Source organism: Streptomyces lasalocidi (assembly GCF_005280215.1).
GTDB classification, from domain to species: Bacteria; Actinomycetota; Actinomycetes; order Streptomycetales; family Streptomycetaceae; genus Streptomyces; species Streptomyces longwoodensis.
Genome location: NZ_SZNQ01000001.1, coordinates 7361038 through 7383867, shown reverse-complemented (window position 1 = coordinate 7383867; position 22830 = coordinate 7361038). Strand labels below are relative to the sequence as shown.

General features: G+C 74.1%; 25 protein-coding genes. 7 read left to right on the top strand and 18 right to left on the bottom strand.

Going from position 1 to position 22830, the window contains the following annotated elements:
- Window positions 1-153: 153 nt before the first annotated feature.
- The 4 genes from E4U91_RS33355 to E4U91_RS33340 all read right to left on the bottom strand — a co-directional run bounded on the left by E4U91_RS33355 (window position 154) and on the right by E4U91_RS33340 (window position 3412).
- Window positions 154-936, bottom strand: coding sequence for a DUF899 family protein (locus E4U91_RS33355; RefSeq protein WP_137310263.1), 783 nt, complete (start codon window positions 934-936; stop codon window positions 154-156).
- 113 nt (window positions 937-1049) lie between these two features.
- Window positions 1050-1664, bottom strand: a complete 615-nt coding sequence (locus tag E4U91_RS33350; RefSeq protein ID WP_137310262.1) for a TetR/AcrR family transcriptional regulator — start codon at window positions 1662-1664, stop codon at window positions 1050-1052.
- A gap of 46 nt (window positions 1665-1710) precedes the next feature.
- Entirely contained in the window at window positions 1711-2622 is a 912-nt protein-coding gene (locus tag E4U91_RS33345) for an SDR family NAD(P)-dependent oxidoreductase (RefSeq protein WP_137310261.1), read from the bottom strand.
- A 43-nt stretch (window positions 2623-2665) separates the two neighbouring features.
- Window positions 2666-3412 (bottom strand): SDR family oxidoreductase, encoded by a 747-nt coding sequence (locus E4U91_RS33340; protein WP_137310260.1) that lies wholly within the window; start codon window positions 3410-3412, stop codon window positions 2666-2668.
- Between the two features lie 200 nt (window positions 3413-3612).
- Here E4U91_RS33340 and E4U91_RS33335 point away from each other — a divergent pair, with 200 nt between their 5' ends.
- Window positions 3613-4065 (top strand): hypothetical protein, encoded by a 453-nt coding sequence (locus tag E4U91_RS33335; protein WP_137310259.1) that lies wholly within the window; start codon window positions 3613-3615, stop codon window positions 4063-4065.
- 282 nt (window positions 4066-4347) lie between these two features.
- Here E4U91_RS33335 and E4U91_RS33325 read toward each other — a convergent pair whose 3' ends face one another.
- The 6 genes from E4U91_RS33325 to E4U91_RS33300 form a co-directional block, all read right to left on the bottom strand.
- Window positions 4348-5472: a TrbL/VirB6 family protein gene (locus E4U91_RS33325; RefSeq protein WP_137310258.1), complete on the bottom strand. Its 1125-nt coding sequence runs from the start codon at window positions 5470-5472 to the stop codon at window positions 4348-4350.
- Between the two features lie 35 nt (window positions 5473-5507).
- On the bottom strand, window positions 5508-6740 hold the full coding sequence (locus E4U91_RS33320) for an amidohydrolase family protein (RefSeq protein WP_137310257.1): 1233 nt from the start codon (window positions 6738-6740) through the stop codon (window positions 5508-5510).
- Window positions 6741-6872: 132 nt separating this feature from the next.
- The gene (locus E4U91_RS33315; RefSeq protein WP_067238715.1) at window positions 6873-7121 is read right to left on the bottom strand and encodes a DUF5133 domain-containing protein; all 249 of its coding nucleotides are present in this window, start codon (window positions 7119-7121) and stop codon (window positions 6873-6875) included.
- A 336-nt stretch (window positions 7122-7457) separates the two neighbouring features.
- Window positions 7458-7805 (bottom strand): VOC family protein, encoded by a 348-nt coding sequence (locus E4U91_RS33310; protein WP_137310256.1) that lies wholly within the window; start codon window positions 7803-7805, stop codon window positions 7458-7460.
- Window positions 7806-7870: 65 nt separating this feature from the next.
- Complete coding sequence (gene lexA, locus E4U91_RS33305) at window positions 7871-8596, bottom strand: transcriptional repressor LexA (RefSeq protein WP_174867898.1); 726 nt, start codon at window positions 8594-8596, stop codon at window positions 7871-7873.
- Between the two features lie 169 nt (window positions 8597-8765).
- Entirely contained in the window at window positions 8766-9035 is a 270-nt protein-coding gene (locus E4U91_RS33300) for a hypothetical protein (RefSeq protein ID WP_137310254.1), read from the bottom strand.
- Between the two features lie 210 nt (window positions 9036-9245).
- Between E4U91_RS33300 and E4U91_RS33295 the strand changes: the two genes are divergently transcribed.
- The 3 genes from E4U91_RS33295 to E4U91_RS33285 all read left to right on the top strand — a co-directional run bounded on the left by E4U91_RS33295 (window position 9246) and on the right by E4U91_RS33285 (window position 13625).
- Window positions 9246-10763: an MFS transporter gene (locus E4U91_RS33295; RefSeq protein WP_137310253.1), complete on the top strand. Its 1518-nt coding sequence runs from the start codon at window positions 9246-9248 to the stop codon at window positions 10761-10763.
- A 202-nt stretch (window positions 10764-10965) separates the two neighbouring features.
- Window positions 10966-12519 carry a serine/threonine-protein kinase gene (locus E4U91_RS33290; RefSeq protein ID WP_137310252.1) on the top strand — a complete coding sequence of 518 codons (1554 nt, stop codon included), beginning with the start codon at window positions 10966-10968 and terminating at the stop codon, window positions 12517-12519.
- A 257-nt stretch (window positions 12520-12776) separates the two neighbouring features.
- Window positions 12777-13625: a hypothetical protein gene (locus E4U91_RS33285; protein ID WP_137310251.1), complete on the top strand. Its 849-nt coding sequence runs from the start codon at window positions 12777-12779 to the stop codon at window positions 13623-13625.
- A 94-nt stretch (window positions 13626-13719) separates the two neighbouring features.
- Here E4U91_RS33285 and E4U91_RS33280 read toward each other — a convergent pair whose 3' ends face one another.
- Complete coding sequence (locus tag E4U91_RS33280) at window positions 13720-14508, bottom strand: thioesterase family protein (protein ID WP_174867897.1); 789 nt, start codon at window positions 14506-14508, stop codon at window positions 13720-13722.
- Between the two features lie 102 nt (window positions 14509-14610).
- Window positions 14611-15042, bottom strand: a complete 432-nt coding sequence (locus E4U91_RS33275; protein WP_137310250.1) for an ATP-binding protein — start codon at window positions 15040-15042, stop codon at window positions 14611-14613.
- Window positions 15043-15254: 212 nt separating this feature from the next.
- Here E4U91_RS33275 and E4U91_RS33270 point away from each other — a divergent pair, with 212 nt between their 5' ends.
- Window positions 15255-15677 carry a DUF6003 family protein gene (locus tag E4U91_RS33270; protein WP_137310249.1) on the top strand — a complete coding sequence of 141 codons (423 nt, stop codon included), beginning with the start codon at window positions 15255-15257 and terminating at the stop codon, window positions 15675-15677.
- Window positions 15678-15736: 59 nt separating this feature from the next.
- Here the strand turns inward: E4U91_RS33270 and E4U91_RS33265 are convergent, their stop codons facing one another.
- The 3 genes from E4U91_RS33265 to E4U91_RS33255 form a co-directional block, all read right to left on the bottom strand.
- Window positions 15737-16435: a LamG domain-containing protein gene (locus E4U91_RS33265; RefSeq protein ID WP_137310248.1), complete on the bottom strand. Its 699-nt coding sequence runs from the start codon at window positions 16433-16435 to the stop codon at window positions 15737-15739.
- Between the two features lie 151 nt (window positions 16436-16586).
- A complete protein-coding gene (locus E4U91_RS33260) occupies window positions 16587-16904 on the bottom strand; it encodes a hypothetical protein (protein ID WP_137310247.1) in 318 nt (105 codons plus the stop codon).
- 68 nt (window positions 16905-16972) lie between these two features.
- On the bottom strand, window positions 16973-17227 hold the full coding sequence (locus E4U91_RS33255; RefSeq protein ID WP_137310246.1) for a hypothetical protein: 255 nt from the start codon (window positions 17225-17227) through the stop codon (window positions 16973-16975).
- 247 nt (window positions 17228-17474) lie between these two features.
- On the opposite strand from E4U91_RS33255, the gene E4U91_RS33250 reads away from it, so the two are divergent.
- Window positions 17475-18389, top strand: coding sequence for a DMT family transporter (locus E4U91_RS33250; RefSeq protein ID WP_137310245.1), 915 nt, complete (start codon window positions 17475-17477; stop codon window positions 18387-18389).
- A 21-nt stretch (window positions 18390-18410) separates the two neighbouring features.
- Here E4U91_RS33250 and E4U91_RS33245 read toward each other — a convergent pair whose 3' ends face one another.
- The 3 genes from E4U91_RS33245 to E4U91_RS33235 all read right to left on the bottom strand — a co-directional run bounded on the left by E4U91_RS33245 (window position 18411) and on the right by E4U91_RS33235 (window position 22176).
- Entirely contained in the window at window positions 18411-20060 is a 1650-nt protein-coding gene (locus E4U91_RS33245) for a sigma-70 family RNA polymerase sigma factor (protein WP_137310244.1), read from the bottom strand.
- A gap of 464 nt (window positions 20061-20524) precedes the next feature.
- The gene (locus E4U91_RS33240) at window positions 20525-21415 is read right to left on the bottom strand and encodes an SDR family oxidoreductase (protein WP_137310243.1); all 891 of its coding nucleotides are present in this window, start codon (window positions 21413-21415) and stop codon (window positions 20525-20527) included.
- Between the two features lie 107 nt (window positions 21416-21522).
- On the bottom strand, window positions 21523-22176 hold the full coding sequence (locus tag E4U91_RS33235) for a CBS domain-containing protein (RefSeq protein ID WP_137310242.1): 654 nt from the start codon (window positions 22174-22176) through the stop codon (window positions 21523-21525).
- Between the two features lie 213 nt (window positions 22177-22389).
- Between E4U91_RS33235 and E4U91_RS33230 the strand changes: the two genes are divergently transcribed.
- Window positions 22390-22815: an iron chaperone gene (locus E4U91_RS33230; protein ID WP_137310241.1), complete on the top strand. Its 426-nt coding sequence runs from the start codon at window positions 22390-22392 to the stop codon at window positions 22813-22815.
- The last annotated feature ends 15 nt before the right edge of the window (window positions 22816-22830 follow it).

Below are 22830 nucleotides of genomic sequence, written 5' to 3'. Positions count from 1 at the left end.
CCTGGCATGCGGGGAGGCGTCGTTTCATTGCCGTGTTCCGGCAATCTTCACGCCGTTCCGGTGCCGCGTTCGCTCACCCGGCCCGGCCGCCCGTCCGGCCCCCTCCGGCCGGCCGTGCGGCGCCCGTGCCCGCCCCGGCGCCGGTCATGACGGTCAGCAGTGGGGCCCTCGGCGGCCCAGGGTGTCGACCGGGGTCGCGCCGGGGCGGGTCCACTGGGGTACCGGGCGGCTGGTCGGGCCCCAGGTGGGGTTGCCGTCGGCGTCCGACCGCCAGTACCAGCACGGCTCGTGGCCCTGCGACCGGCCCTCGGGGTGGTCCTCCCACGCCTCGCCGCGGCCGTACGGCGTCATGTCGAGCAGGCCGAAGGTCGCGTTGAACGCCTCGTTGCCGCGGCCCGTCGTGGAGTAGGTGAGGAACGTGCGGTCGCCGTCGCGCAGGAAGCAGGAGACGTACCCCATGTCGCCGCCGACCGGCGGGGGCACGTCGCGCACCGAGTACCAGGGCTGGGTGTACCCCATGAACGCGACGAACGGCTCCACCTCCTCCCAGCGGCCGGTGGTCAGGATGGCGAACGACACCCCGCGGGCGTTGAGGTAGACGGCGTCCTTGAGGTGCCAGGCCGCGTTGGTGCAGCCTTCGCACTGGCCTTGGTGCGGGGCGCCGTCGTGCCACATGTGCTGGTAGACCACCAGCTCGTCCCGCCCCTGGAACAGGTCGAGGAACGGCACGGGCCCGTCGGCCCCGACGACCTCGACGCTGCCGTCGAACTCCACCATCGGCAGCCGCCGCCGGGCCGCGGCGATGGCGTCCCCCTCCCGGGTGTGTGCCTTCTCCCGCACCAGCAGCTCCGCCCGCGCGGCCCGCCAGGTGGCGATGTCGACGATGGGCGGAGAGCCGGGCAGTGCGCTGGTCGAGGGGTCCGGGGTGCTCGTCATGGTGTCCTCCGGTGTCGGCTGCGGGCAGCGGCGTACGCCGTGCCTACGACGGTCACGGATGGGGACTGCCGAGTCGACCGGAACTCATCGCCGCCGGGCGGGCCGACGGCGCCTCAGGTGCGCGCGACCCCGTCGAAGAGGTTGCCGACCAGGGCGACGACGAAGTCGTCCGTCACCGGTTCGTCGGGGATCAGCAGGCGGTGGTAGACCGCGCCCCACAGCTGGTCGACCAGGACCTGGACGTCGACGTCCGCCCTGATCTGCCCCAGTTCCCTGGCCCTGGCCAGGCGTTCGCCCGCGAGGCGCCGGCGTTCGGAGGAGTAGAGGGTGCGGAAGGCGGTGGCCAGGTCCTCGTCGGTCTGGGACTGGCCGACCAGCTCGGTCACCACGCGGCCGGCCGGGGTCGTGGTCATGATCCGCACGAAGGAGCGCAGCTGGTGGAGGAGGTCGGCGCGGATGTCGCCGGTGTCCTCGAAGGCCAGGGTCTGTTCGACGGCGTGGAAGTAGCCGTCGAGCGCCAGGGCGCCCTTGGAGGGCCACCACTTGTAGAGCGTGGTCTTGCTGACACCGGACAGACGGGCCACCCGCTCGAACGTCAGACCGGCGATCCCCTCGGTGAGGAGCACCTCGCCGACCGCGCGGAACACGTCCGCGCGGACCTCGTCGGCCGGGCGGCGCCCCCGCCCGCGGGCCGGGCGCTCGTCGGCGCCCTCGGCCTGCTTCGTCACGGTGTCCTCCTCGCTCGGTGCCGGAACCGGATCAGTCTAGGAAGCCCTACGGCGTCCCCTGGGCCGGGGCGGTCCTGACGTGGAGGAGCTCACCGAAGCCGAGCCGGGTGACGAAGTCCTCCTGGGCGCGGCGCAGGACCTCGTTGACCTCCTCGACACCGGCCTGGCTGAAGTCCACGACCGTGCGGAAGGGCCGGGTGCCGGCCGGGAGGGCCAGGACGCGGACGATCTCCTCGGCGACGGCACGCGGGTGCGCGTCGACACCGGGCGGGAACAGCCCTTCCGTGGCCTCCTCGTTGCGGGCCACCATCGGGTCCAGGGCGGCGTAGGCGCGGGTGCGTTCGTCGTCGTGGGCGCGGCCGGCGTTGGGGAAGTGCTCGGTCCCCTGGGTGAAGGGGCCCGGCATCACGACGGTGGTCTCGATGCCGAGCTGCCCGACCTCGTACGCGGTGACCTGGGCCAGCGCGTCCGCGGCGAACTTGGAGGCCACGTACGGGCCGAGGAACGGCGGTACGACGACCGAGGTCGTGCTGCCGACGTAGACGAGGGTGCCGGAGCCGCGTGAGCGCAGGTGCGGCAGGGCGGCGCGGTTGACGCGCTGGATGCCGAGGACGTTGATGTCGAGGAGGCGCTGGATGTCCTCGGGGGTGAACGCCTCGACGTAACCGACGTAGAGGTGACCGGCGTTGTGGACGACGGTGTCGAGCCGGCCGGCCTCCCCCAGGACGGTCGCGACGGCGGCCTCGGCCGACGCCTCGGACTGCACGTCGAGTTCCACGACCCGCAGGTCGTGGCCCTCGCGCCGACCGAGCGCGAGCAGTTCCTCCGCGCGGGCGGCGTTGCGGCCGCGCACGTCGCGCATGCTGGCGTAGACGGTGTGGCCGGCCGCGGCGAGGGCGCGGGCGGTGAGGTTGCCGATGCCGGTGGCGGCGCCGGTGATGAGGACGACGGATGACATGGGGGTCCCTCCAGGGGAACGGGCGCGGGTGCGGGCGGTGGGGTCAGGCGAGGCCGCCGTTGGTGAACAGGACCTGGCCGTTGACCCAGCGGGCGGGGCCGGCCAGGAAGGCCACCGACTCGGCCACGTCCCGGGGCTCGCCCAGGCGCTCCAGCGGTGCGGCCTTGCTGAAACGGGTGACGGTGGCCTCGTCCTTGCCCTCGAGGAACAGCGGGGTGGCGATCGGCCCGGGCGCGACGGTGTTGACGGTGACGTCCCGGCCGCGCAGCTCCCGCGCGAGGATCAGCGTGAGGCCCTCGACGGCGGCCTTGCTCGCGACGTAGCCGCCGTAGGTGGGCAGCTGGGTGCGGGTGACGGAGGTGGAGACGTTGATGATCGCGCCGCCGTCGCGCAGCCGGCGGGCGGCCTGCTGGGAGACGACGAAGGTGCCGCGGACGTTGGTGCGGATCATCCGGTCCAGGTCGTCGAGGTCCAGGGTCGCGACCGGCGACAGGACCATGATCCCGGCGGTGTTCACCACCACGTCGATCCCGCCGAACGTCGCCTCGACGGCGTCGAACGCGGCCTCCATCGCGTGCTCGTCGGCCACGTCGCCGCTCACCGCGACAGCCCGGCCGCCGGCGGCGGTGATCTCCTCGACGAGGGCCTCGGCCCCGTTCTTGTTCCCGGCGTAGTGCACGGCGACGGCGAAGCCGTCCGCGGCGAGCCGCTCGACGACGGCCCGGCCGATGCCGCCGGAACCACCGGTGACGAGGGCGACGCGGCGGGTGGTGCTGGGTGCGGTGGTCATGGGGGTTCCCTTCCGGAGCCGTAAATGAACTCTGAGTTCATTTAAGCAGAATATGAACGCTGCGTCCATATCGCTCGGGACGACGATCCGGATCCGTTTTCTCCCGCACCCGATCTGCCCCTTCCCGCACCCGCCCGGAACCGGACGGGCCCCGCGCGGCATCATGACCACCGGACACACCGGACGCCCACGGGGGAATCATGGACAGCCGCACCACCGCCATCGCGCTCACCGCCGCCGCGCTCCTCGCGCTGACCGCCTGCTCGTCCTCCGACGACGACGCGGCGCCGGCCAGCGACAGCGGCACGCCCGTGGCGGAGCCCACGGTGAGCGTGCCGGCCGAGCACGAGAACGACGACCTCCAGGCCGCGATCGCCGTCTACACCGCGTCGTACTTCTCCGGCGACGCCGACACGGCCTACGGCATGCTGTCCAAGCGCTGCCAGGGGACGACGACGCCCGCGTCCTACAAGGCGGTCGTGGCGAAGGCCGCCGCCGACTACGGCCCGGACCACCAGGCGACGGACGTCCACGCGAAGGTCTCGGGCACGCGGGCGCAGGTCGGCTACAAGGTGAGCGGCCTGCCGAAGTTCGACCAGCAGGGCCAGCCGTGGACCCTGGAGGGCGACGCCTGGCGTTACGACGCCTGCTGACCCTCACTCCCGTGCCGGTCGCGGTCGCCCTCCCGGGGTGCCGACGACCCGGGTCGCGAGGCGGTACGCCACGGTGACGTCGTCGTAGTCCCGGCCCGGCTCGACCGGGCGGGGCAGGCGCGACCGCTCGCTGTGGCTCGTCGAGTCCCGCTCCCCGGTGCCGGGGAAGCGGACGTCCGTCGACGGTTCCTCCTCGAAGCGCAGCCGGTCGGCGTGGACCGTCGACTCGAACGCGATGTCCCAGGCCGCCGGCTCCGGCTGCCGGGCCGCGGCGTCCGTCGTTCAGGGCGGCTCTTCGGCCTCCCCGGTGGTCCGGCGGCGGCGTGGGCGCGGAGGGAGTTTGCCGTCCTGGGTGCGCTTGCGGCGCGGGCGCGGGGCCGGCTCAGCCTCCGCCTCCGCCTCCGCCTCCGCCTCCGCGGGGACGGCCTCGTCCGGTGGCTCGTCCGCGGCCCTGGCGGCCGCCGCCTTCGAGGCCGTTCGCCGGCCGGTGAGTTCGGAGCGGCGGCGCGCGGGGCCGCCCGCCGCCTTGCGGGCCACCTTGCCGGCGGTGCCGGTGGTCTCCTCGCCGACCGTCCCGACAGCGGCCGTGGAGGCGACGTCCCCGACCGCCTGCCCGGCCTCGCCGCCGAGGTCCGCGACCGTCTGCTGCGCAGTTCCGCCGACGCCCTCGACGGCTCGTCCCGCGCCTCCGCCGACCTCCTCCACGGTCCGCCCGACGCCGCTGCCGACGTCCCCGATGGCCCGTCCCGCGCCACCGCCGACGTCCTGCACGGCCGCTCCGGCGCCGCCGCCCACGTCCTCGACCGCGCGCCCCGCGCCTCGGCCGACGTCCTGCACGGCCGCTCCGGCCCCCCGGCCTACGTCCTGGACGGCGGCCCCGGCGCCCCGGCCCACGTCCTGCACCGCCGCCCCGGCGCCCGTGCCCAGCTCGCCGACCGCGACACGGGCTCCGCTGCCCACGTCCTGCACCGCGGAGCCCACCCCGCGGGCCAGTTCGTGCAGGATCTCGGGGTTGCGGTCGAGCGTGGTGAGCACGCGGTTGATGATCGTGGCGACGTTGTCGAGGCGGACCCTGAGCTGGGCCTGCGCCTCCACGCCCGAGATGCCGAGGTGGACGCGGCCCAGCGAGACGTCGGCGCCCACGTTGAGCCTGAGCAGGTCCAGTACCTCGGCCTGGAGGGAGACGTGGGCGCGCAGGTCCTCGACGTCCAGGTCGATCTCGTCGACCTTCAGCAGGGGGACGTCGAGGAAGACGTCGGGGTCCGCCCGGAGGGCCGCGGCGTCCCCCGCGTCGGCGTCGGCGTCGTCGTACACGTCCTCGCCCTCGTCGTACCCGGGATCGGCTTCCTCGTCGTACGGGTCGGGCTCCGCGGGCTCTTCCGCTGCGCTCTCGGTGTTGTCGTGCATCACCGCACCCTTGCGATCGAACGGGACCTTTCGCGTCATTCTGGTGCGGATCGCGGATCGGTGCTCGTCCACAGCCCCGCCGCCAGTACCGCGACCGGGCGGGAGAGCGCGGCCAGGTCGGTGAACGGGTCCCCGCCCACCAGCAGCAGATCCGCGTCGAACCCCCGCCGCACGCGGCCCTTGCGGTCGGCGAGGCCGCACGCGTCCGCCGCCAGGGACGTGGCGGTGGCGAGCGCCGCGTCCGCCGGAACGCCGCCCTCGGCCAACTGGGCGACGGCGGCGGGCAGGACGCCGTGCGGCTTGCCGGAATTGATGCCGCTGTCCGCGCCGGAGACCAGCCGGACGCCCGCCCGGTGCATCCGGGCGGCGTGCTGCTGCCGTTGCCCGAGGCCGAATCCGAAGCGTTCCATGACCGCCCGTACGTTCGGCGGCGGTACGGCCTGCGGGGTCGTGCCGAGCGTGGGGCAGACCCGTACGCCCTGCCGTACGAGGCGCTCCACCAGGCCGTCGGTGATCACCACGCCTTCGGCGGTGAGGCAGGTGCAGTGCTCGATGCCGTCGGCGCCCGCGTCCAGGGCCTGTTCGACGGCCGCGAGGGCGTGCGCGTGCACGGTGACCGGCAGGCCGGCGGCATGCGCGGCGTCGACCACCACGCGCAGCTCGTCCAGGGTGAACTGGCAGCGCGCGACGTCGGTGCCGGGCGTGTGCACGCCGCCGCTGCCCATCACCTTGACCACGTCGACGCCCCGCTCGGCCCGTTCCCGCACCGCCGCACGCAGTTCCCGCTCCCCCCTCGCCGCGCCGCTCATGAAGGCGCAGTGCCCGTCGGGGGTGGTGATCGGCGGACCGGCGGCGACGATCGTGGGGGACGGCGGCCCGGCCGTTCCGGTGGACCGGGCCCGGTCGCGGCGCCGGACGACCGTCCAGTCCCGGTCACCGAGGTCGCGCACCGTGGTCACTCCGGCGGCGAGCTGGCGGCCAAGGGAGTCGTCGATGACCACTTCCAGCCGGGCCGCTTCGTCCGTGGCCATCCGCTCCAGGGCCCCGTCGTGGCTGTCGGCGCCCAGGTGGCCGTGCATGTCGACGAGGCCGGGCAGCAGCGTGGCGCCGGGGAAGTCCCGCACCTGCCAGCCCTCGGGGGCCGGGGCCCGGCCGGGTTCCGTACCGGTGATCCGCCCGTCCTCGACGAACACGGTCAGCCCGCCGGGCAGCGGACGTACCCCGTCGAAGGCCCGGTCGGCCCGGATCGCCTGGCGCGTCGGCTGCATGGAACCTCCCGCGGAGTCGGTGCCGGTGAGCGTAGCCACCGCGGTCCCGGTCCAGAAGGGCCGACACGGCCGCACACGCGGAGGCCGCGCCGGAGGGAATCCCCCGACGCGGCCTCGGCGAGCGGTGCGCGGTTACGCCGCCAGCGTCTCTTCCTCCTGGGTGACGGCGCTGCGGCGGTTGACGCAGTAGCGGTCCAGCAGCGCGTCGGCCGCGGCCAGGGCGTCGTCGGCCGTACGGGCACCCGTCATCACACACAGCGTGTAGGTCGCGTCCTCCAGCACACGGCTCGTGTCACCCGTGGGACGCCGGTCGTGCTCGATTCGCGCCTGGGCGAACCGAGCCAGCGCAGCACGGAGTTCCTTCTCGGCCGGAAGCAGCATGACCATCCCTCTCCCCTGCAAACACCTCGCCCGCCGGCCCTGAACTCCCACCAGGAGCAGGCCGTAGCAGTGGACTTCAGCGGCCACCGCGTTGGCGCCGAACTACGCCGGGCACACACCTACGCCTGCCCGCGGTTCACAGTCGTATACCGAATACTTTTGGCCTTTCGCCGATCATTCTCGGCCGCGGAGGCCGAGCGGGGGCGATCGAGGGCCGGCCGGGGACCCGCCGGCCGGCTCCGGCCTGCCCGACGCGACGGTGGGCGTGCCGTCGAGGTCGGGGAGAGATTCACGTCGGCGAAACCGCCGGGGGGCGGGATCGCCGGACGGAAGGGTTCAGCGGTGGCCCAGTACGTTGACCACTCGGCCGTTCGGGTCGCGGACGAAGAAGCGGCGCACTCCCCACTCCTCGTCCTGCAGCGGGTGCACGATCTCCGCGCCCGTCTCCCGCACGGCCGCGTAGGCCGCGTCCACGTCGTCCACCTCGACGCTCATGTCCGGCACCACCGGCGCCGTCTTGTCGTACGCCATGAAGCTCACCTGCGCCGCCGGCTGGGACGGGGACGCGAGCGTGGTGATCCAGCCGAGGTCCATGACCTCCTCGAAACCCAGCAGGCCGTAGAAGGCGCGGGTCTCCTGCGCGGCGTCGGACGAGATGTTGGGCACGACACGGCGAACGACCACGGACGGCTCCTCCGGACGACGGCTACGGCAACGTTCTCATGTCGGTCTTCCGGTCCGCCGGCGCCTCACAGCACCCGCAGGACCCCGACCACCTTGCCCAGGATGCGCGCCTCGTCGCCCGGGATCGGGTCGTACGCCGGGTTGCGGGGCATCAGCCAGACCCGTCCCTCCTGGCGGCGCAGCACCTTGACCGTGGCCTCGTCCTCCAGCAGGGCCGCGACGATGTCACCCTGGTCGGCGCTGTCCTGGCGTCGTACGGTCACGATGTCGCCGTCACAGATCGCCGCCTCGATCATGCTGTCGCCGGAGACGGTCAGCGCGAAGAGCTCGCCCTCGCCGACGAGTTGGCGGGGCAGCGGGTAGACGTCCTCGACCATCTCCTCGGCGAGCAGCGGCACACCGGCGGCGATCCGGCCCACCAGGGGCACGTCCACGGCCGACGTCCTGCTCGGCTGCTCGACCGCACGCACGGCGGGCTCGGACAGGCCGGGGAGCTCCGACAGCCCCGCCAGTTCGGCGAGTTCCGCCTCGCGGACGCGGTAGGCGCGCGGGCGGTGCGGGTCGCGGTACAGGACTTCCTTGCGTTCGAGCACCATCAACTGGTGGGCGACGGAGGAGGTGCTGGCCAGGCCCACCGCCTGGCCGATCTCGCGCATCGACGGCGGGTACCCCTGCCGCTGCACCGTGGCCGTGATGAACCGGACGATGTCCTGCTGCCGAGCGGTCAGCCGACCCTCGACAGGCCGGATGCCCGGCGGCCGCCCACGGCGTACCGGCGTGTTGTTCTCCATTTCGGGCACCTCCATACAAGATCTCGCCGAGTGTGACCTTAGCCTGCCTCCCTCCACAAATGGAACACCGATTCGACCGGAGGGACCGGGTTCGGGCTCGCCCGGGCCCAGGGGGCGTCCGCGGGGCCGCCGTTGACGTCGAGGGGGGAAGCCGTTCCCGGTCGGACCCTCAGCGGTGTCCCTGGGTGCGCCAGGCCGGTCGGCGGTGTTCCCGGGTGCGCCGAACAGGTCGGCGGGCGCTGCCCCGCCGCTCGGCGGCCCACGCCGTGCCGCGCCGTACGCCCGTCGCCGTCGCGCGGCGCAGCCTCGTGCGCAGGGACGGCCGGGCCGGGGGCAGGGGCAGCCGCTTCCGGCGCGCGTGGGTCTGCCAGTCCTCGTAGAGGCCGGGTGCGAACACCGCGGCGAGCAGGAGCAGGGGGATCACGACAGCGGATATCAAGGCAGCTCGTCCTTCCCGGTCGCTCGTGTCAGGAGTGGTCGACGCGGGGCCGGCCCCCGTCCGCGGCAAGCGTCTGTTCCCTCATATAAACCGCACGCGAGGGGGGCGGCCACCTCAGGGTTCCCGCGCTCCCCGCCGCGACCGCGGGTGTGTGCCGCTGCCCTGTGGGGGAACCTGGTGGCCGGGTCCAAGCCGGTGGGAGGAGCGAGTGTGAGCACGTCGACGGCATCCGGGGGCGGTGGGCAGCCCGGCGCTCGGAACGACGGCTACGAGCCGGACCCGCACCGGTGGCGGGCCCTGTGGGTCACCCTGGTGGCGGGGTTCATGAGCCTGCTCGACGTGACGATCGTGGCGGTCGCCCTGCCCACCGTCCAGCGTGAGCTGCACGCCTCCCCCGCACAGGTGCAATGGGTGGTGTCCGGGTACGCCCTGAGCTTCGCCCTCGCGCTGGTCACCGCGGGACGCCTCGGCGACGCCCTGGACCGGCGCCGCATCTTCCTGCTCGCGCTGAGCGGGTTCGTGCTGTTCAGCGCGGCCTGCGGAGCCGCCCCCAGCATCACGCTGCTCGTGGTGGCCCGCCTGGCCCAGGGTCTCGCGGCCGGTTTCATGGCCCCACAGAACTCGGCACTCATCCAGCAGATGTTCCGCGGCGCCGAACGCGGCCGCGCCTTCGGCTTCTTCGGCGCCACCGTCGGCGTCTCCTCCGCCGTGGGCCCCCTGGCCGGCGGCGCCATCCTGGCCCTCGCCTCGGGCCCCCAGGGCTGGCGGTGGATCTTCTACGTCAACGTCCCGATCGGCATCCTCGCCGTGCTGCTCGGCCGCCGTCTGCTGCCCCGCACGAAGCGCTCGGGACGGGGACACGTGGACGTGCCCGGCATCCTCCTGCTGGGCCTCGGCGTGCTCGCCCTGATGTACCCGCTGGTGCAGGCCGACTCCGGTGGCCTCCGCGGCCTGTGGTGGCTGTTCCCCGTCGGCGCCGGACTCCTCGCCGCCTTCGTGTGGTGGCAGCGCCGCCTGGTCGCCCGGGACACCCAGCCGCTGCTCGACCCGAGGCTGTTCACCACCGTGCGCGGTTACGCCGTCGGGGCGGGCGTCGGCACCTTGTACTTCATCGGCTTCAGCGGCGTCTGGCTGGTCTTCGCGCTCTTCTACCAGCACGGCCTCGGCTTCTCGCCGCTGCGCTCCGGTCTCGCGGTGACCCCCTTCGCCCTCGGTTCGGCGTGTGCCGCGGTGATCTCGGGCCGACTGGTCGACCGGTTCGGCCGGCTGCTGACCGTGTGCGGGCTGTCCGGGGTGATCCTCGGTCTGGGCGGCACCGCCGTACTGCTCCGCCTCGCGCCGCTGGACACCGCCCCCTGGATCGCCGCCCCGGTCCTGTTCGTCGGGGGGCTGGGCAGTGGCTGCGTGGTCTCGCCCAACATCACCATGACCCTGCGCGACGTCCCCGTCCGCATGGCGGGCGCGGCGGGCGGCGCCCTGCAGACCGGCCAGCGGCTCGGTGCGGCCGTCGGCACCGCCGCGCTGCCCGGCCTCTTCTACGTCGTCCTGGGACGCGGCCACGACTACCGCGGGGCCCTCGTCACCGCGTTGAGCGCCGCCCTCGTCGGCATGGCGGCCTCGCTGGCGCTCGCGACGCACGACTGGCTGCACGACCGGCGCGCGCGGTCCTCCCGCGGCGCCTGCCCGGACGAGGTCGCGCACAGTCCGGTGCACGCCCGCCACTCCTGACGCCGCCCCCTCGGCACACCGCGCCGGCACCGATGACCAGGCGGTGTGCCGGTGCCGGGCCGCCGCAGGTGCTGAACGCGCGTCCGGGCAATCGGCGTCATGACCGGGGTACTCCCGCGACTCCCGGGTACGCGTGGAGGAACGCCCCCCTCCCCTTGGGCGCCGTCCGACGCCACCCCCCCGTGACGCAGTAGGAGATGACATGAGGCTCCGCCAGTCCGCCTGGTGTTCCGAGCGAGTACTGGGGGGACGGTATCGCCTGGACGCGCTCATCGGCTCGGGCGGCGCCGCCGACGTCCACCGCGCTTTCGACGACCGGCTGAAGCGGCCGGTGGCCGTCAAGATCTTCCGCACCGGCACCGACCTCGACATGGAGGAGCGGTTCCACAACGAGGCGGTCATCCTGGCCCGGCTGCACCACCCGGGCCTGGTCACCGTCTACGACGCGGGACGCCACCAGGGCACCGCCTTCCTGGTGATGCAGCTGATAGAGGGCCCCACCCTCAAGGACCGGATAGCCGCCGGCCCCCTCTCCCCCGCCGAGACCGCGACGCTCGGCGCCGGCCTCGCGCACGCCCTGGACCACGCGCACGCCGCCGGGATCGTGCACCGCGACGTCAAGCCCTCGAACATCATCCTGGACCGCTCGGGCCGTCCCCACCTCACCGACTTCGGCATCTCCCGGCTCCTCGACTCCACCTCCCGCACGGCGACCGGCGCGCTCATCGGCACCGCCGCCTACCTCGCCCCCGAGCAGGTGCTGGGACGCCCGGTGGGCCCCGCGGCCGACGTGTACGCCCTCGGACTGGTCCTCCTCGAGTGCCTGACGAGCCGTCTGGAGTACGACGGCGTCCCCCTGGAGTCGGCGATCGCGCGCCTGCACCGGGAGCCGGTGCTCCCCGACGGCCTGCCGGACGAACTCGCCTCCCTGATCCGGGAGACGACCGACCTGGACGAGTGCAACCGCCCGTCGGCCCACGCGTGCGCACGACGGCTGGCCGCCCTGGCCGACACCCTCGGCCCCGCGGCCGCCCCGCTCCCGGCCGGCCTGACGAGCGTGGTCCCCCGGGGCACGCAGGAGGCGGACCCCCGCCCCACCCACCACGACGTACCGCCGGCCCCCGAGCGGGTCGTGGCGGCAGTCGCGGCGGGCGCGTCGACACCCGCGGGAGCGACCACCGGCGGGCGCACGCGACGGCGTCTCCTGACCGTCGGCGGAACGGCCGCGGTCGCCACCGTCATGGCCGCCACGCTCGCCGTCACCGCCGGTTCCTCGGACCAGGCGTCCGGCGACCGGGCGTCCCGCACGGACAGCCGTTCGGCCACCGGCACCGACGCCCCGGCCACCCCCGGGGCGAAGACCGGGACGGCCCGCACCGCGCCGAGTGCCCCGGCCACCGCCCAGGCCGCCGGCTCCTCCCGCGCCTCCGGGTCCTCCGGGTCCTTCGACTCGTCCGGCTCCGGCACCCAGCTCCGCGACGCCCGCCTCGCCCAGCAGCCCGGTGCCCCGGCCGCCCGGCCGAGCCACGACCACGTTCCCGGCCAAGGCGCCACCCACGGGAAGGGCAAGCCGTCGACGACCCCCGGCCGGGGCCCGGCCCGCGGCGCGTCGCACCCCCCGGCCACCGGCGCCCCCGAACCGACCACGCCCAGCGCGTCCGCCACCACCGAGTCGCAGTCCCCGGACCCGACGCCCGACACACCGGACGCATCCGAGCAGGCCCAGGACGTCACCCGGGCGGAGAAAGACAAGTAACTCGCGTGCTGCCACACAACTCGCCCGACTTCTGGGCTGGTTGATGCTTCCGCCTGCCCATCCCGCGAGGTCGGACCCCTTGAAAGGGAACCAACTACTCCGCCGATGCGTACTATCGCTTCCCACGGCACACGGCACCCGTCAGGTCGCCCTTCGCCGCAACGAGAGCCACGAGACGCCCAACGCCTCGTCGGCCCACCGAGTTTTCAGCGGTCCGGACGGACACTGCCGGCCGAGGCCGCGGAGAGGTCAGCGCCATGTCCGAGAACACCACGGCCACCACCCGACTCGCATCCCAGTACGCCTCGCAGGTGACCACCGACCTCGAGCGCAACGTCGAGGAACAGGCCCGCCTCAGCGCCGAGATCGCCGCGCTCCAGGAGCAGTTGACCACGCTCCAGCACGACCACACCGTGCTCGTGAACCTGCAGCAGGCCCTCGGCCTCGCCCCGTCCGCCCCCGCCGGACCGACCACCACGCCCACGGTGCCCGCGCCCCGCAAGAAGGCGGCCGGCCGCGCGAAGGGCACCAAGTCCCCGGCGCCCGAGGCTGCTTCGTCCACCGCGGCCAAGGCGACCAGGGTGACCAAGGCGGTGAAGCCTCCGGCCTCCACGGCTTCCGCCGCGTCCACCGCGTCCACCGCCTCCGCAGACAAGAGCGCCAAGTCCGCCGCACCCGCCGCGGGCAAGGCCGCCAAGGCCGCCAAGTCCCCGGCGTCCGCCGCATCCACGGCGGGCAGGAGCGCCAAGTCCCCCGCGTCCGCGCCCGCCAAGAGCCGCAAGGCAGCCGCCGCTCCCGCGGACCGGCCGACGCTGGTCGACCTGGTCCGGGAACACCTCGCGGAGCAGTCCGAGCCGCGCTCCGCGGCGGAGATCGCCACCACCCTCGGCCGCGCCCACACCGACCGTGGCGTCAAGCCCACCGTCGTGCGCACCACGCTGGAAGCGCTCGTCGCCAAGGGCCAGGCGCAGCGCACCCGTCAGGGCCGCTCGGTCTTCTACACCACGCCCGACGCCCCCGAGCAGCAGACCGGCCGGGCCGCACAGGCCGACCGGACCGACCCGACCCCGGCGGCCTCCGAGTCCCGTTCCGAGGACGCCGCCTGACGACGGGCGGGTGTCGGCTCAGGACGCCCGCGCCGCCGTACGACCGCGCAGGAACCGCTCGGTGAGTGCGCAGCAGTCCTCTTCGCCGAGTGCTTCAGCCGCGCTCGGCCACGTACAGGCTCTGCGTACCGCGGCCGAGCGGCCCCTTGGTGTCGTGCAGGGCGGACTCGGCGAGGCCGACGCCCCCGCCGTCCACCATGGTCCGGGCGTCCAGGCACACCCAGTCGCCCTCGGGGTGGCGGTGCAGGCTCACGGTGAGGTCGGCGTTGACGAAGACGTAGCGGTGGAAGTCGAGGGCGGCGCTCACGCCGTTGCCGGAGTCGGCCGCGGTCAACACCCGGCTGAGCGGGGTGATCCCCTCCCCCGCGACCAGGGGCACGCGCATCCGCATCCAGGCGGTGGCCGGGCCGGTCTCCAGGAAGGAGCCCGCCGCGAAGCGCACCTCCATGGCGGTGTGGTAGCCCTGCTCCCACGGCACCGGGAAGAACTTCGCCGCGGAGGCGTCCTCGGGTCCGGGCACCTCGGGGGCCGGTGACACGTCCGGCACCGAGCCGGGCACGGCGCGCATCGACAGGGCCGTCGCCCGCATGACCTCGTCGCCGCCGTCGGGGGTCAGCGCGACCTCCACCAGCTCGACGCTGCGCCCGGAGCGCAGCACCCGGCGGGACACGGTCAGCGGCCGCAGCGGAACCGGCCGCATGATCTCGTACGTCAGCCGGGCGACCCGCATCCCCGGCCGCGGCGCGACGGCCAGACCGAGCAGCGCGGCGGGCGGCCCGGCGTGCTGCGCGTCGGCGTCCCAGGGACCCCGGGCGTACCCGGTGGGCAGGAACCTGGTGTCGTCGGCACGCTCGTAGAACGCCTCGACGTCCGACACCGGCATGGTGGGCCCTCCTCGCGGCAGATGCACGTGGAGGTCATGTTACTGAGCGCTTGCTCATCCGTCGCGGCAGTTGTCGTACCGGACCGGTCGCCCCGACGGCCGCTAGCGGTCCGCCAGCGCGATGCGCACGGTGATCCGCTTGCCGACCGGCTCGCGCTGCACGTCGAACCCCTCGGCGACGGCCAGCACGATCTCCAGGCCGTGCTGCCCGACGCGCCCGACGTCGGCGGCACGGGCCACCGGCAGCACCGGATCGGAGTCCCACACCATGATCTCGACGGTGTCCCCGGCGAGCCGCAGGTCCAGCAGGACCGGCCCGGGCGCGTACTTCCGGGCGTTGGTGACCAGCTCGCTGACCACCAGCTGCGACACGTCCATGGCTCGCTGCGAGACCGGCACCCCGTGTTCGTCCCGCATCCGGGAGAGGAAGTCCGCGGCCAGGTGGCGGGACTGCGCGATGCAGCTCCCGTCGCCCTCCAGGACCAACGTGGTCTGTTTCGTCGTCACGTACGGCGCCGCATCGTCCCCGCCCATGGGCGCGGGTTCCACTGTGGTCGCCTCAGTTACCCCGTTCACACCGGTCGTTTACCCGCGATCCCACGGAGCAGGCCTACGAGTTCCCGGACCCCTCCCGAACACCGGGTCGATCCGGGGGATCGCCCGTCCGGACCATGCAGGACCAGGCCGTTTGCGGGTAGAGGGACGGCGTTGGATCGACCAGAACTTCTCCCGTGAGGAACCGAGGAATGACCGATGACGCCTACCTCGCCCTGCTGACCGGTCCGGGCGCGACGCTCGGCGTGCCGCCGGCGGCCGTCGGCGAGCTGGCCTTCATGGACACGCCCGCGGTACGGGCGTGGCTCGACGCGCAGGGGGTCACCCCGGCGTCCCCCGAGCTGCGCCTGCTGCCCCCGGAGCAGACCGCCGCGCTGCCGGAGGACGCCGAGCGGCTGCCCGTGCCCCTCGGCGACGAGGAGTTGAGCCGTCTGCGCCATGAGACGGCCCCGCAGGACGTGGCCCGGCTGGAGGAGGAGCTGCTGGCCTACCGTGACTGCGCGGACGGCCGTGAGGCGCTGCTGGCCCGTGCCGTCTCCGCCGGCGTGCCGCCGTACCGCATCGCGGAGCTGACCGGCGAGGACCTGGCCGCGGTGGAGGCCGTGGCTGGCTGACGCCCCGCGGGTCCCCGCCACGGGGGCCCGCCACGTCCCTTCCCGCTCCCGCGCCCCCGTCAGGCGGGCTGCCGTTCCTGCGGCCGCCGCACGACCAGGTTCTCCACCGTGTACGACAGCTCGGTGGCGGAGGCGTCGGGAGGCGGGTGGTAACGGCCCGCGCAGACCGACAGGTTGACGATGAGGTGGGCGTGCCAGTCGCGTCCCACGCCGCGTCCGTCGGAGAAGACCGCCGCGCCGTTCAGTGTCCAGACCACGTCGCGCCGGCCGAACGTGACGCCGAGGTCGACGAGGCCGCCGGGGCGGACCGCCTCGTCCCGCACGTACTCGCCCGCCTGCCGCACGTGGTTGGTGAGTTCGAGCAGGTCGGGGTTGTCCGGGTGGTACTCGAACAGGTCGACCTCGTTGTCGCCGTCCCGCCAGGTCCAGATCGCCGGCCAGGCGCCGAGGCCGACGGGCAGGCGCACCCGGGCCTCCAGCCGGTCCCCGGTGCGGACCTCGAAGCCCTCGGCGCTGCCCTCCGTGGTGAGCAGGCCGGTGTCCCACAGGCCGTCGGCGCGGCGCGTGGCGCGGAACGTCCCGGTGCGGCTGTGGTCGGGGGCGTCGGTCAGGTGGTCGAGCTTGTTGTCGCCCGGGTTGGTGGGGCCGCCGTCGGGATAGGCCCAGGACCGCCCGGCGACCCACTGGTGCTCCGACGCGAAGTCGGCGGTGAAGACGACCTGCCACACCGCGGCCCCCTGGCTCGACGGGAACGTCATCGGACAGGGCGGTTCTCCCCGCGGGCGCCCGGTCCATGCGGCGGGCCACGGGATGGCGGTCGTCCTTCACGCGTGTGAGTGAGCCTGTCACGCGTGTGAGTGAGTCGCCCGTCACGCGTGTGAGTGAAGGGCGGAGGGGCCGGGCCCCGGGTCAGCCCTCCGAGTCGATGCCGGTGACCGCCGCCGGTCCCAGGGGTGCGCGCGACTCGTCCAGGCCCACGGCGCTCAGCGCGGAGGCGGCGATGCGCTTGGCCTCCCGTTCGGCCTCGGGGCCACTGCCGGCGTCCACCGTCAGGCGCAGGGTGAAGGTGTCGTCGTCGTTGACGGTGAGGACGTCGAGGTCCTCCTCGGTCCCCAGGTGGGTGCGGTGCGGGTCCTCCGGGCGCAGGGCCCGGGCCAGCTCGGTCCGCGTGTCCGGCCCGGCTCCGCCCGTGAAGGTCCCGGGCACCGAGATGACGTACGTCGTCATGGCATTCCTCCCTCGGTCTCCACGCGCCTACCCCGCACCGGCCACAAGATCCCGGGAAACCCGGGACGTTACGACCGTTCGGCGGGTGCGCTCGCGGCGGCGGCCGCGACAGTCGCGGTGCCCGCGGCCGTGCGGCGTGCCGTGGCCTCCCACAGGCACCAGGTGGACCAGAGCAGCAGGACGAGGAAGGCGGCCAGCAGGACGAGCAGGACCACCGTCTGCCGGGCCGATCCCTCGCCCCAGACGCTGCTCAGCAGCAGACTGAGGGTCCAGGCGAGCACCCCGCCGGCGTACACGGCCCTGAGCTGTCGCAACTGAGTCACCGAACGCATCGTCACCCCTCCGAGCACATCTGCCACGCGTCCCTCTGCCCGTACCCCCGCGGGGCCGCTTCACCGCACCACATTCCGGACGGATTCCGCGCGGGATCCGGCCACCCGCCCCGACGCGGCGGCCCGGTGCTCCGATCGCATGGCGTGCCCGGGGGCCGGACCATGGCAGGAGGAGGCACAGCCGGCGTCCCCGTACCGAGCCGGCGTCATCCGTACGCCGAACCGGGAGGTGGCCCCCGTGCTGGCCCTGCTCTCCGTCGTCTTCGCCCTCGGGGCGGCCTTCAGCAATGCCCTGGCGACGGTGCTCCAGCGCAAGGCCGCGCTGACGGTGCCGCGGTCCCAGGGGCTGCGCGTGGGGCTGTTGTTCGACCTGCTGCGGCGGCCCGTCTGGCTGGGCGGGATGCTCGCGGTGGTCGGCGCCGCCGTCTGCCAGGCCGTGGCGCTGGCGACCGGGCCGCTGACCGTCGTGCAGCCGCTGTTCGTGCTGGAGCTGCCGCTCGCGCTGATGATCGCCACCGTCGTGCTGCACCGGCGCCTGCCGCCGCGGGGCTGGCTGACGGTGACGGCGGTGGTGGCCGGCCTCGCCGTCGCGCTCGCCGCGGCGTCCCCCCACGGCAACCTCACCCAGGTGGCCCCGCACCGCTGGATCCTGGCGCTCGCCGTGTCCGTGGGCGCGGTGGTGGCCCTGTCCCTGGCGGCCCTGCGGCGGCCCGAGGGGCGCGCGCGGGCCGCCTGTCTGGGAGCGGCGACCGCGATCTGCTACGCGGTGACCGCGGCCCTGATGAAGGCGTCCACGCACACCCTCGACAAGGACGGGATCGTCGCGTTCTTCACCGCCTGGGAGACGTACGCGTTCGCCGCGGCCGGGGTGTGCGCGCTGTTCCTGCTGGAGAACGCCATGCAGGCCGGGCCGCTGGTCGCCTCCCAGCCGGCGCTCACCCTCGGCGACGCGGCGGTGAGCCTCGCCCTCGGCATCACGCTGTACGAGGAGGAGGTCCGCTCCGGCTGGTGGCTGCTGCCCCAGCTGTTCGGAGTGGTCCTGATCGCAGCCGGCGTCCTCGCGCTGTCCCGCATTCCGCTCACGCAGTCGCTCGTGGCACCGGACGAGTCGGAGCGCGGGACGCGCGTGCCGCCCGACGACGCAGGACGCTGACGGACGGGAGACCGGATCCGGTCACATCCTGGTGCCGAAGTCCTGGGTCCAGTACGGGCCGCCGTCGCCCTGGTGGACGCCCACGCCGAGGTTCTTGAAGGCGCAGTTGAGGATGTTGGCGCGGTGGCCGGGGCTGTTCATCCACGACGTCATCACCGACCGGGCCGTCTGCTGGCCCTTGGCTATGTTCTCGCCGTAGGTCGACCAGCGGTACCCGGCGGCGGTGATGCGGCGGCCGGGGTCGGTGCCGTCCGGGTTGACGTGGTCGAAGAAGTCGCGGGCCGCCATGTCGTCGGAGTGGGCCTGCGCGGCGTCGCGGAGGCGGTCGTTCGACGTGAGCGGGGCGCAGCCCGCCGTCGTGCGCTCCTGGTTGACCAGGGCGAGCACCTGGGTGGCGACGTCCGAGGAGGCCGGCGGCGCCGCCGCGCGCGGACTGGCGGCGGCGGTCTTCGGCGCGACCGGCCGTGGGGCGGGAGTGGGGCTGGTGGTCCGGGCGCTCGGGGTGGGGCTCGCGCTGGGGGACGGCGATGCCGAGCGGGAGGGACGGGCGGACGGCGAGGGGGACGGCGGGGCGTCGGAGCCGGGGGCGGGGGTCGGCGGCAGTGCCGCCGGGGATATCTCCGCGCCGCGCGCGGCGGTCGGCTCCTCCGTCCCCTCCCCCGGCTGGGTGATGACGTAGGTCAGACCGCCGCCCGCCAGACAGGCCGCCACGACCGCCCCGCCGACCGCCCGTCGGCGGGTCCGGCGCCTGCGCCGGGCCGCGCCGCGCGACAGGCCCCGGTCCGCGGCGGCGTGCGCGCCCGGCCGCGAGGACACCAGGTGTTCGGCGCCGTCGGCCGGCGGGACGACGGATCCGGCGGCCACCAGGGTGTCCGTGGCCGTGCGGACGCGCTCCAGGAGCAGGGGCGAGGCCGCGACCAGCGCGAGGCCCGCCAGGAGCCCCTCCGCGGGCACCAGCCCGCTCCACAGGCCCGAGCAGCGGGCGCAGTCGCGGGCGTGCCGGGCGATGCGCTTGCGCCACAGCGCGGAGGGAAGGCCGTCCCACCCGGCGAGCGTGGTGCGCAGGTCGGGGCACGGGGGCTGGGCGTCCAGGGCGCGCACGACCACCCGTGCGGCCTCCAGCTGGGCCTTCATCCGCTGGACGCGGACCGCCGTGTGCTCGGGGGTGAGTTCGAGGGCCGCGGCGACCTCGGCGCGGGTGAGTTCGCCGGCGGTCTCCAGCCACCACAGCGACAGCAGCGCCCGGTCGGCGGGCTCCAGCCAGCGCGTGGCGCGTGCCGTCTCCTGCCGCTGGCCGGACAGGTGCAGCCGCACGATGGTCAGGTCGACGAAGTCGGCTCCCGGGTCGGCGACGTCCCAGGCGTCCTCCACGGGTCCCCCGGCGGGGGTGCGGCCCTGCCAGTGGGCGCGCACCTGGTTCATCACGATGGCCACCAGCCAGGGACGGAAGCTCTCGGGCGCGCGCAGGGTGTCCAGGGACCCGAGGGCGCGGAGCATGCTCTCCTGCACGACGTCGTCGACGTCCACCGAGCCGTTGAGCGCCCGGCCCACGATGTTGTAGACGAGCGGGAGGTACGCGCCGACGAGCGCGTCCTGGGCCGCCTGGTCGCCCGCTCGCGCGGCGTTCACCAGTGCCGCCGTGTCCGTGGTGCTCGTCTGCGCTGACCTCATGTGCCGTTTCCCTGTCGTCGACGCCGAATGCTGCTTGTCCGTCGTAGGGGAGATCCCTGGGGGAGCACCGCATAACGGTTTTCGGCTGAGCGTTCGACGACAGGGGAACCGCATCGGCGTCCCGCGCGCAAGGAGGGGGATCACACCGGGGGCCGTCCGGTGGACGCGCGCGGGCTGCTCGCGTCCGTTCGAGTGGGGTCGGGGCCGGGACAGAAGCGGGGTGGGCGGGGCGGGCGTTGAGGTGTCGTTGGGCACGACCATCCACCGCTGTCGGAAGGACCACCACGATGCGACGTACCGCTCTGCTCGCCCTCTGCGCCCTCATCTCCGCCGGAGCGACCGGCTTCTTCGCCACCAGCGCGCTGCGCAACCGCTGAGAGGGCCGCCCGCCGCCCGCGGACCGACCACCCCTCGCCGGCTGCTGTCCGGTCAGCCGGCGAGGGGGGGACGGCGGGGCGGCCGCGTTACGGCAGCGGAGTCCCGCCCGTGGCGTTGAGGACCTCGGCCGTCACGAAGCTCGCCTCCTGCGAGGCGAGGTACACGTAGGCGGGGGCCAGTTCGGCCGGCTGGGCCGGGCGGCCGAGGGGGCTCTGCTTGCCGAACTCCGACGTGTCGGGCATGGTCGCCGGGATCAGGGGCGTCCACACCGGGCCGGGCGCCACCGCGTTGACGCGGATGCCGCGCTCGGCGACCATCTGGGCCATGCCCTGGGTGAAGGTGACGATCGCGCCCTTGGTCATCGCGTAGTCGAGCAGGTGGGGGCTGGGCTTGTACGCCTGCACCGACGTGGTGTTGATGACGCTGCCGCCCTCGGGGATGTGCGGCAGGGCGAACTTGGTCAGCCAGAACATGCCGTACAGGTTGGTCCGCAGGACGCGGTCGAACTGCTCGGTGGTGATGGCCTCGATGCCGTCCGGCTGGGACATCTGGTAGGCCGCGTTGTTCACCAGGACGTCGATGTGCCCGAACTCCTCGACCGCCCGGTCGATGAGGGCGCGGCAGTTGGCCTCCTCCCGGATGTCGCAGGAGACGGCGACCGCCTTGCGCCCGGCCTCCTGCACCAACCGGGTCGTCTCCTGGGCGTCCTCCACCTCCTCGTCGAGGTGGGTGAAGAGGACGTCGGCGCCCTCGCGGGCGAAGGCCAGGGCGACGGCGCGGCCGATGCCGGAGTCGCCGCCGGTGATGACCGTCTTGCGGCCCTCCAGCCGGCCCGAGCCACGGTAGGAGTCCTCCCCGTGGTCCGGCGGCGGGTCCATGGGCCCGGTCCAGCCCGGGTGCGGCTGGTCCTGGGACGCGAAGTCCGGCTGGGGGTGCTGTGTCGTCGGGTCCTGCTGAGCGTGCTGCTCGTCGCCCACGTCGGCCTCCTGGTCTGGTCGTGCGGTGTGCCGCTCGACGGGTTCCCTGATCACCCCGGTCGAAAGCCCCCGTCACCCGCACGGACCGCCCCGGCGCCAGGGGGCGTTCAGGGGCGCACCTCGCCGTCCGTCTCCGGGTCCGGCACGGGACGGAACTCCACGGCCACCACGCCGTCGACGGCCCCGCACAGCTCCTCCAGCTCGGTCACCGACACCCCCGGGGACAGGCGGCCGCTGAGGACCACCTGGCCGTTCGTGACGTCCACCTGAACGGCCGAGGGTGCCTCGCCGAGCGTCTTGACCAGCACCTCCTCGACGATCTCGGTGCGGAGCGCCTGGTCGGTACGCAGGAAGATGCGCAGCAGGTCGCTCCTGCTGACCACGCCGATCAGCCGCTGTTCCTCGTCGACGACCAGCAGCCGCTTCACGCCGTGCCCGGCCATGACCCGCGCGGCGTCGACCACGCTCCAGTCCTCGTACGCGCACACGGGCGGGGAGGTCATCAGTCCGGCGGCGTCGGTGGCCGACGTCTTCGCGGGCGGCGGTGCGGCGCCCGTCGCGCCCGCCTCCTGCCGGCCCCACATCTTGTGCAGCAGGTCGGCCTCGGAGACGACGCCCACGGGACGGTCCCCGGCGTCCACCACGGGCACCGCCGTGATGTCGTACTCCAGCAGCAGGTGGGCGATCTCCTTGAACGGGGTGCCGGCCTGGACCCGGACGACCGCGCTGCTCATCACGTCGCGCACCGTCTGGTGGTTCATCACAGGGCTGCCTCTCTGCTCACCGGCCACGACCGGTCGGCCGCGCACACCGCCGCCCTCGCCCTCACCAACGAACGGGCACCCCGGAAGTGCGCCCGGCGTCGCCGCCCGGCCGGCCGACCCGTCAGTTTCGGAGAAGCCGCCGCCCGCCGCCTCCCCCTAGGCTCGGAACAGCCCCGACGGGGGGACGGTCCGGCGAGCGGGAGACGTGTGATGGGTGAGACGGGGTTCACGGCGGAGGAGCGCACCGCCATGAAGGAGCGGGCCCGGGAGACGCGCGGAGCCCGTCGCGGGGGCGGGAAGGCGGACGCGGAGAAGGAGGTGCTGGCGAAGATCGCCGAGATGGAGGACGGCGACCGGGCGCTGGCCGAGCGGGTGCACGCCCTGGTCACCGCGGCCGCTCCGCAGCTCGCACCGAAGCTCTGGTACGGGATGCCGGCGTACGCCAGGGACGGCAAGGTCGTCTGTTTCTTCCAGTGCTCCGGGAAGTTCAAGGCCCGCTACTCCACGCTCGGCTTCAACGACGCGGCACGCCTCGACGACGGCGCCCTGTGGCCGACCGCGTTCGCGGTGACCGCCGACCTGACGGCCGACGACGAGGAGTTCATCTCCCAGCTGGTGCGCCGCGCGGCGGGCTGACGACGACCGGCCTGC